This is a genomic window from Geodermatophilus sp. SYSU D00700, assembly GCF_054050255.1.
This window is the reverse complement of sequence record NZ_JBJGZA010000067.1, coordinates 1-8063: the sequence shown is the minus strand read 5'-3', so window position 1 is coordinate 8063 and position 8063 is coordinate 1. Positions and strand designations below refer to the sequence as shown.

The following is an 8063-nucleotide window of genomic DNA, read 5'->3' as shown; positions in this document are numbered from 1 at the left end:
GGCCCCGCGGGGCCGGCGCTCGACGTGCTGGTGCTGCTACCGGCGGGCCTTGATCAGCTCGGTGGCCTTGGGGGCGACCTGGAACAGGTCACCGACGACACCGAAGTCGGCCAGCTCGAAGATCGGGGCCTCGGGGTCCTTGTTGACGGCCACGATGGTCTTGCTGGTCTGCATGCCGGCGCGGTGCTGGATGGCACCGGAGATGCCGACGGCGATGTAGAGCTGCGGCGAGACGGTCTTGCCGGTCTGCCCGACCTGGAAGCTGTGCGGGTAGAAGCCGGAGTCGACCGCGGCCCGCGAGGCACCGACGGCGCCGCCGAGGGAGTCGGCCAGGGCCTCGATCAGCGCGAAGTTGTCCGCGCTGCCGACCCCGCGGCCACCGGAGACCACGATCGCGGCCTCGGTCAGCTCGGGCCGGTTGCTCTTCTGCTCGACGACCCGGTCGACCACCCGGGTCTGCTTGGCCTGCTCGGAGATCGAGACCTCGACCGGGACCGTCTCGCCGGCGGCGGGGGCCGGCTCGGGGGCGACCGAGTTGCCGCGCAGGGTGTAGATCGGCGTGCCGACCGTCACCTTGGAGTGCACGATCTGCCCGCCGGCGAAGATCACCTGGGTGGCGGTGCCGTCGGGTGCGATCTCGGTGACGTCGGTGAGGAAGCCGCTGCCGGTCTTGAGCGCCAGCCGGCCGGCGACCTCCCGGCCCTCCGGGGAGGAGGGGATGACGACGGCGGCCGGCGACACCTGCTGCACCAGCTGCGCGAGCACCTCGGCCTTGGGCGCGACGAGGTACTCGTCGATCTCGGGGGACTCGGCGGCGTAGACCTTCGCCGCGCCGTACTCGGCGAGCCGATCGCGGGCGCCGGCGGCGACCCCGGGGCCCCCGGCGACGACCGCCGAGACCTCACCGAGCGCGCGGGCGGCGGTGAGCGCCTCCAGGGTCGTCTTGCGGACGGTGCCGTCGGCCGGGTTCAGCTCGACGAGGACCAGGACCTCTGCCATGGGTGTTCAGTCTCCTCTTCGCTGCGATCCGGGCCGGGTCAGACGAGCTTCTGCTCGGCCAGGAAGCCCACGAGCTTCTCCGCGCCGTCGCCCTCGTCGGTGACCTTGACGCCCTCGCCCTTGGGCGGGCGGCCGGAGAAGTCGACGACGGCGCTGGTGGCGGTGGCCAGGCCCACGGTGGAGGGGTCGATGCCCAGGTCGGCCAGCGACTTGGTCTCGACCGGCTTCTTCTTCGCGGCCATGATCCCCTTGAACGAGGGGTAGCGCGGCTCGTTGATGGTGTCCCAGGTGGACACGATGGCTGGCAGCGGGGCCTCCAGCGCCCAGAAGCCGCCGTCGGTCTGCCGCTCCACCTTGACCGTGGAGCCCTCGACGGTGAGCTTCTGCGCGCCCGACAGCTGCGGGATGCCCAGCCGCTCCGACAGCAGCGCGGGCATGACCGCGACCTGGCCGTCGGTGGACGTGGCGCCGGTCAGGACCAGGTCGTAGTCCAGCTGCTGCAGCGCCGCGGCGAGGATGCCGGAGGTCTGGATGGCGCACGAGCCGTGGATGGCGTCGTCGACGACGTGCACGGCCTTGTCCGCGCCCATCGACAGCGCCTTGCGGATCGCGTCGGTGGCCGAGGCCGGGCCGACGGTCAGGATGGTGACCTCGCCGCCCTGGGCCTCCTTGACCTGGAGGGCCTCCTCGATGGCGTACTCGTCGATCTCGTTGATGACGTTGTCCGCGGTGGCGCGGGCGACGGTGTTGTCCGACGGGTCCAGCGAGCGCTGGGTGCCGGAGTCGGGTACCTGCTTGACCAGAACGACGATGTTCATCGCCAGACCTACCTCCGCGATCGGTCTTGGGGGGACGCGGGCACGTGGGCCCGCCTGGCTCCGATAGTGGAGGCTACTGCCGGGTAACGGGGCGGCGTGCCGGGGTGCCGGTGACCCCGGTCACCCGGTCCACCGGCCGGTCGCGGAGAACTCCTTCAGCACCTCGGTGTGGGGGGCGAGGTCGAGTCCCTGGGCGGCCACCCAGGCGTCGGAGTGGTAGGTGTGCGCGTACCGCTCGCCGCCGTCGCAGAGCAGTGTGACGACGCTGCCGGTGCGCCCGGCGGCCACCATCTCGGCCACCAGCCGGAACGCCCCCCACAGGTTGGTGCCGGTGGAGCCGCCGGCCCGCCGTCCGGTCGCCCGCTCCAGGTGGTGGACCGCGGCCAGCGACGCGGCGTCGGGGACGCGGATCATCCGGTCGACCACCGTGGGGAGGAACGAGGGCTCCACCCGCGGCCGGCCGATGCCCTCGATCCGCGAGGGCGAGCCGGTGGTCCACGCGGGCTCGTCGTCCACCCAACCGGGGAAGAAGGCGGAGTTCTCCGGGTCGACGACCGCCAGCCGGGTGCGGTGCCGGCGGTAGCGCAGGTAGCGGCCGAAGGTGGCGCTGGTGCCGCCGGTCCCGGCGCCGACGACGACCCACTCGGGGACGGGGTGGCGCTCGAGGGCCAACTGCTCGAACACCGACTCGGCGATGGTGTTGTTGCCCCGCCAGTCGGTGGCCCGCTCGGCGTGGGTGAACTGGTCGAGGTAGTGGCCGCCGCACTCGGCGGCCAGCCGGCGGGCCTCGTCGTACATCTCCGGCGCCCGCTCGACGAAGTGGCACCGGCCGCCGTGGAACTCGATGAGCGCCACCTTCTCCGGGCTGGTCGAGGCCGGCATGACCGCCACGAACGGCAGGCCCAGCATCCGCGCGAAGTACGCCTCGCTCACCGCCGTCGACCCGCTCGAGGCCTCGACGACGGGGCTGCCCTCGGTGATCCAGCCCGAGCACAGCGCGTGCAGGAACAGCGAGCGGGCCAGCCGGTGCTTGAGGCTGCCGGTCGGGTGCGTGGACTCGTCCTTGAGGTAGAGCTCGACGCCCCACGCCGGCGGCAGCGGGTAGACCAGCAGGTGGGTGTCGGCGCTGCGCAGCGCGTCGGCCTCGACGACGGCCACGGCGCGGTCCACCCACGCCCGCCCGGCGGGGTCGGAACGGTCGACGTCGAGGAGGTCGGGGCTGCTCACCGGCCCATCCTCGTGCACCCCGGCGGTCAGTCCGGCGACCGCACCGTGACCAGCACCGGGTGCTCCGCCGGCGTCACGGTCACCGGCGTCCCCGGGAGCAGGTCCCGGCTGGTCGCGCTCGGGACGTCGGCCTGCACCTCGAGACCGTCGGGCAGCGCCACCGCCAGCCGGGAGGTGACCCCGGTGAAGGTCCGGGTGACGACCCGGCCCGCGCCCCGCCGGTCGGCGCTCACCTCCAGCGCCTCCGGCCGCACCAGCGCGGTCGCCGGACCCGGCGGTGGCGGCGCGCCCAGGACCTCCCGGCGGACGCCGAGGAACTCGACGTCGCCGTCGCCGAGCACGGCCGGGATGCGGTTCACCGTGCCGGCCGACTCGGCCACGAACACCGTCGCCGGCCGCTGGTAGAGCTCGTCGGGGGTGCCCACCTGCTCCACGCGGCCGTCGCGCAGCACGGCGACGCGGTCGGCGACGGCCAGCGCCTCGGCCGCGTCGGAGGTGGCGAGCAGGGTCGTCACGCCCGCGCGGAGCTGCAGCCGGCGGAGCTCCTCCCGCAGCGCCCGCTGGGTGGCGCCGCCGCAGCGGGCGAACGGCTCGTCGAGCAGCAGCACCTGCGGGTCGCCGGTGAGGGCCCGCACGAGGGCCAGGCGCAGCCGGTCGTGCGGGGACAGCCGGCGCACCCGCTCACCGGCGCGCCCCGCGAGCCCGACGAGGCCGAGCAGCCCGGCGGCCCGCCCCGCCGCCTCCGCGTCGGCGCCCCGGCGCGGCACGGCGGAGGCGGCGACGGTGCGGAACCGCGCGGGGCCGGGGTCGGCCGTGACCCGAGCGACCGCGCGCTCGGCCGCGGGCGTCCCGGTCACGTCCCGCCCGGCGAGGACCACCTGCCCGGGGTCAGGGCGCGCGACCCCGGCGACGACGTCGAGCACCGCCCGCCCGTGCGTGCCGGCGGGGTCGAGCAGGGCGACCAGCTCACCGGCGGCGACGTCGAGGTCGACCCCGTCGAGGGCAGGGGCGCTCGTCACGCCGGCCAGGCGCAGGGCGGCGCCGGGGGTCCGGCCCGGACTGCCCGTCACGGTCAGCGCCCGTTGAACGTCGCCTTCCCGGGGCCCTGCTCGAGGAACGAGCGCATGCCGGCCTTCTGGTCCTCGGTGTCGAACAGCTCGGCGAACAGCCGGCTCTCCAGCTCCAGCCCGCCCTGCAGCGGCAGGTCGAGCCCCTCGTCGACCGCGCGCTTGGCCGCGGCCAGCGCCAGCGGCGGGCCCGCCGCGAACTTGCGCGCCATCGCCACCGCCGTGTCGTACACCTCGGCGTCGGGGACGACCGCGTCGGCCAGGCCCAGCTCCAGGGCCTCCTCCGCGCCCACGTGCCGGCCGGTGAACACCAGGTCCTTGGCCTTCGCCGGGCCGACCAGGCGGGCGAGCCGCTGGGTGCCGCCGGCCCCGGGGATGACGCCGAGCAGGATCTCCGGCTGCCCGACCTTCGCGCCCGCCCCCATGACCCGGAAGTCCGCGCACAGCGCGAGCTCGTAGCCACCGCCCAGGGCGTAGCCGGTGATCGCGGCGATGACCGGCTTGGGGATGCGGGCGACCGTGGTGAAGCTGTTGGTCAGCTCCCGGCCCCAGGCCACCATCGACCGGCCGTCGAGCTGCGACATGGCCTTGATGTCAGCGCCGGCGGCGAACACCCGCTCGCCGCCGTAGAGGACGACGGCGCGCACGTCGGCCCGCTCACCGGCCTCGAGGGCCGCGGTCCGCACCTCGGTGTAGAGCTGCTCGTCGATCGCGTTCATCTTCGGGCGGTCGAGGCGGATCGTGCCGACGCCGTCGTCCACCGACAGGGTCACGGACCGGGGTGCTGCTGCCATGCCGGGCACCCTAGCCAGCGGCCGGGCCGCGGCGGGCGGTGAACCGGCCGTCGGAGCGCTCGAGCCGCAACGGCAGGCCGAAGGTCTGCGACAGCGCCGCGCCGGTGATCACCTGCGCCAGCGGGCCGGAGGCGACCACCGCGCCCTCGCGCAGCAGCAGCGCGTGGGTGTAGCCCGGCGGGATCTCCTCGACGTGGTGGGTGACCAGCACCTGCGCCGGGGCGTAGAGGTAGCGGGCGAGGTCGGACAGCCGGCTGACGAGGTCCTCCCGGCCGCCGAGGTCGAGGCCGGCACCGGGCTCGTCGAGCAGCAGCAGCTCCGGGTCGGGCATGAGCGCGCGGGCGATCTGCGTCCGCTTGCGCTCCCCCTCGCTGAGCGTGCCGAACGGGCGGTGGGCGATCGCCTGCACCCCCCACTGCTGCATGAGCAGCGCCGCCCGGCTGAGGTCGTGGATGTCGTAGCGCTCCCGGCCCCGCCCGACGACGGCGTACCCGGCCGACAGGACGACGTCGCCGGTGCGCTCCCCCGGCTCGATCCGCTGGGCCAGCGCGGCGCTGGTCAGCCCGATCCGCGGGCGCAGCTCGAAGACGTCGACCGCGCCCATCGTCTCGCCGAGCAGCCGCACCTCGCCGCGGGTCGGGTGCATGTGCGCGCCGGCGAGCTGCAGCAGCGTGGTCTTGCCCGCGCCGTTGGGCCCGAGGACCACCCAGCGCTGGTCGGGCAGGACGGTCCAGTCGATCCCGCGCAGCAGGTACGAGCCCCCGCGGACGACGTCCACCCCCCGCATCTCGACGACGGGCTCGGCTCCGGCGGGCCCGGGGGACGCGGCGCTGCTCGACACGACCCCATCCAACCAACTCCCCTGATCCCTCCGCCCGACAGGCGGACCGTGCAGTATCGCCGGGTGAGGAATCCCGAGGACGCCGCCGTGTGGCCGGGCTCCCCCGCGCCCCTCGGTGCGCACTGGGACGGCACCGGCACCAACTTCGCGGTGTGGTCGGCCGGCGCCACCGCCGTCGACCTGTGCCTGTTCGACCCCGACGGCGCCGAGCACCGCCACCGGCTGCAGGAGACCACCCACCAGGTGTGGCACGGCCGGCTGCCCGGCGTCGCCCCCGGCCAGCGCTACGGCTACCGGGTGCACGGCCCCTACCACCCCGGCGCCGGCGCGCGGTGGAACCCCGCCAAGCTGCTGCTGGATCCCTACACCCGCGCCGTCGACGGCGAGCTGACCCTCGACCCGGCGCTGTTCGGCCACCGCGCCGACGGCGTCGACGCCGGCACGCCCGACGGCCGCGACTCCGCGCCGTTCGTGCCGCGCGGCGTCGTCGTCCACGACTCCTTCCCGTGGGACGGCGACCGGCGGCCGAACACCCCGTGGTCGGACACCGTCATCTACGAGGTGCACGTCAAGGGCGCGACCATGCGCCACCCCGAGGTCCCGCCGGCGCTGCGCGGCACCTACGCGGGCCTGGCGCACCCGGCGTTCGTCGCGCACCTGCAGTCACTCGGCGTCACCGCCGTGGAGCTGCTGCCGGTGCACCACTTCGTCAGCGAGCCGCACCTGCTGCGCCGCGGGCTGACCAACTACTGGGGCTACAACTCCCTCGCCTACTTCGCCCCGCACGCCGCCTACAGCTCGGCGGGCTCGGGCGGGGCGCAGGTCACCGAGTTCAAGGCGATGGTGAAGGCGCTGCACCAGGCCGGGATCGAGGTCGTCCTCGACGTCGTCTACAACCACACCGCCGAGGGCGACGCCACCGGCCCGACACTGTCGCTGCGGGGCATCGACAACCCCGGCTACTACCGGCTCGACGGCGCCAACCCGGCCCGCTACACCGACTACACCGGCTGCGGGAACACCCTCGACGTCCGCCGGCCGCAGGTGCTGGCGATGCTCATGGACTCGCTGCGGTACTGGGTGACCGAGATGCACGTCGACGGGTTCCGTTTCGACCTGGCCGCGGCGCTCGCCCGCTCGATGCACGACGTCGACCGGCTCTCGGCGTTCTTCGACGTCGTCCACCAGGACCCGGTGGTCAGCCAGGTCAAGCTGATCGCCGAGCCGTGGGACATCGGCGAGGGCGGCTACCAGGTGGGCAACTTCCCGCCGCTGTGGACCGAGTGGAACGGGCGGTACCGCGACACCGTGCGCGACGTCTGGTCCGGCGCCCACGTCGGCGTCCGTGACCTGGCCTACCGGCTGACCGGCTCCTCGGACCTGTACCGCTCCGACGGCCGGCGCCCGTTCGCCAGCATCAACTTCGTCACCGCCCACGACGGGTTCACCCTCGCCGACCTGGTCACCTACGAGCGCAAGCGCAACGAGGCCAACGGCGAGGACAACCGGGACGGCGAGAGCCACAACCGCAACTGGAACTGCGGCGTCGAGGGGCCCACCGACGACCCCGCGGTGCAGGCGCTGCGGGCCCGCCAGGTGCGCAACCACCTGGCCACGCTGCTGCTGTCCACCGGCGTCCCGATGCTGACCGCGGGCGACGAGCTCGGCCGCAGCCAGGGCGGCAACAACAACGCCTACTGCCAGGACAACGAGGTCTCCTGGATCGACTGGGACGGCGTCGACGGGGACCTGCTGGACTTCGTCCGCCGGCTGGTGCGGGTGCGCCGCGACTCCCCGGTGCTGCGGCAGGAGGCCTTCTTCGAGGGGCACGAGATCCCGGCCACCGGCGGCACGCGGGACGTGGCATGGTTCGCTCCCGCCGGCGGGCAGCTGACCACGGCGGACTGGTTCGACGCCGGCCTGCAGACGGTCGGCATGTACCTCGACGGCCGCGCGATCCGGCACCGCGACGAGCGCGGGCGGCCGGTGGTCGACGACTCCTACCTCGTGCAGCTGCACGCCGGGCCCGACCCGGTGACCGTGCACCTGCCCGGGGCGCCGTGGGCCGACGGCTACGAGCTCGTCGTGAGCACCGAGTACGCCACCGGGACGCCGCCGCGGCCGGCCGTCGTCGCGCCCGGGGCCATCGAGGTGCCGCCGCGCTGCGTCTGGCTGCTGCGGGTCCTGCGCCGCCCGTGAGGGTGTCCCGCCGGGATCAGGTGACCTGATCGTCGGGGGGGCCCCCCCCCCACCCCCCCGCGGGGGGGCCGCCCCCGCGGGGGGGGGGACGCGCGCCCGGGTGGGAGGCCGTGGGGCC

The 8063-nt window shown here is 74.7% G+C and carries 7 protein-coding genes; 1 reads left to right on the top strand and 6 read right to left on the bottom strand.

Annotated features, from left to right (window positions below; all coding sequences use genetic code 11):
• Positions 1 to 36: 36 nt before the first annotated feature.
• The 6 genes from ACI79V_RS24125 to ACI79V_RS24100 form a co-directional block, all read right to left on the bottom strand.
• Positions 37 to 999 (bottom strand): electron transfer flavoprotein subunit alpha/FixB family protein, encoded by a 963-nt coding sequence (locus tag ACI79V_RS24125; protein WP_456893436.1) that lies wholly within the window; start codon positions 997 to 999, stop codon positions 37 to 39.
• 38 nt (positions 1000 to 1037) lie between these two features.
• On the bottom strand, positions 1038 to 1817 hold the full coding sequence (locus tag ACI79V_RS24120; RefSeq protein WP_456877291.1) for an electron transfer flavoprotein subunit beta/FixA family protein: 780 nt from the start codon (positions 1815 to 1817) through the stop codon (positions 1038 to 1040).
• A 120-nt stretch (positions 1818 to 1937) separates the two neighbouring features.
• A complete protein-coding gene (cds1, locus tag ACI79V_RS24115; RefSeq protein WP_456893434.1) occupies positions 1938 to 3044 on the bottom strand; it encodes an L-cysteine desulfhydrase Cds1 in 1107 nt (368 codons plus the stop codon).
• 26 nt (positions 3045 to 3070) lie between these two features.
• On the bottom strand, positions 3071 to 4114 hold the full coding sequence (locus ACI79V_RS24110; protein ID WP_456893433.1) for an ABC transporter ATP-binding protein: 1044 nt from the start codon (positions 4112 to 4114) through the stop codon (positions 3071 to 3073).
• 2 nt (positions 4115 to 4116) lie between these two features.
• Positions 4117 to 4905 carry an enoyl-CoA hydratase/isomerase family protein gene (locus tag ACI79V_RS24105; protein ID WP_456893431.1) on the bottom strand — a complete coding sequence of 263 codons (789 nt, stop codon included), beginning with the start codon at positions 4903 to 4905 and terminating at the stop codon, positions 4117 to 4119.
• A gap of 10 nt (positions 4906 to 4915) precedes the next feature.
• Positions 4916 to 5746, bottom strand: coding sequence for an ABC transporter ATP-binding protein (locus ACI79V_RS24100; protein WP_456893429.1), 831 nt, complete (start codon positions 5744 to 5746; stop codon positions 4916 to 4918).
• Positions 5747 to 5809: 63 nt separating this feature from the next.
• Here ACI79V_RS24100 and glgX point away from each other — a divergent pair, with 63 nt between their 5' ends.
• Positions 5810 to 7945 carry a glycogen debranching protein GlgX gene (gene glgX, locus ACI79V_RS24095; protein ID WP_456893427.1) on the top strand — a complete coding sequence of 712 codons (2136 nt, stop codon included), beginning with the start codon at positions 5810 to 5812 and terminating at the stop codon, positions 7943 to 7945.
• Positions 7946 to 8063 lie beyond the last annotated feature (118 nt).

Excerpts from the sequence above, each read along its gene's own strand:
- ACI79V_RS24125 (WP_456893436.1), bottom strand. The coding sequence starts at position 999 with ATGGCAGAGGTCCTGGTCCTCGTCGAGCTGAACCCGGCCGACGGCACC.
- ACI79V_RS24120 (WP_456877291.1), bottom strand. The coding sequence starts at position 1,817 with ATGAACATCGTCGTTCTGGTCAAGCAGGTACCCGACTCCGGCACCCAG.
- ACI79V_RS24105 (WP_456893431.1), bottom strand. The coding sequence starts at position 4,905 with ATGGCAGCAGCACCCCGGTCCGTGACCCTGTCGGTGGACGACGGCGTC.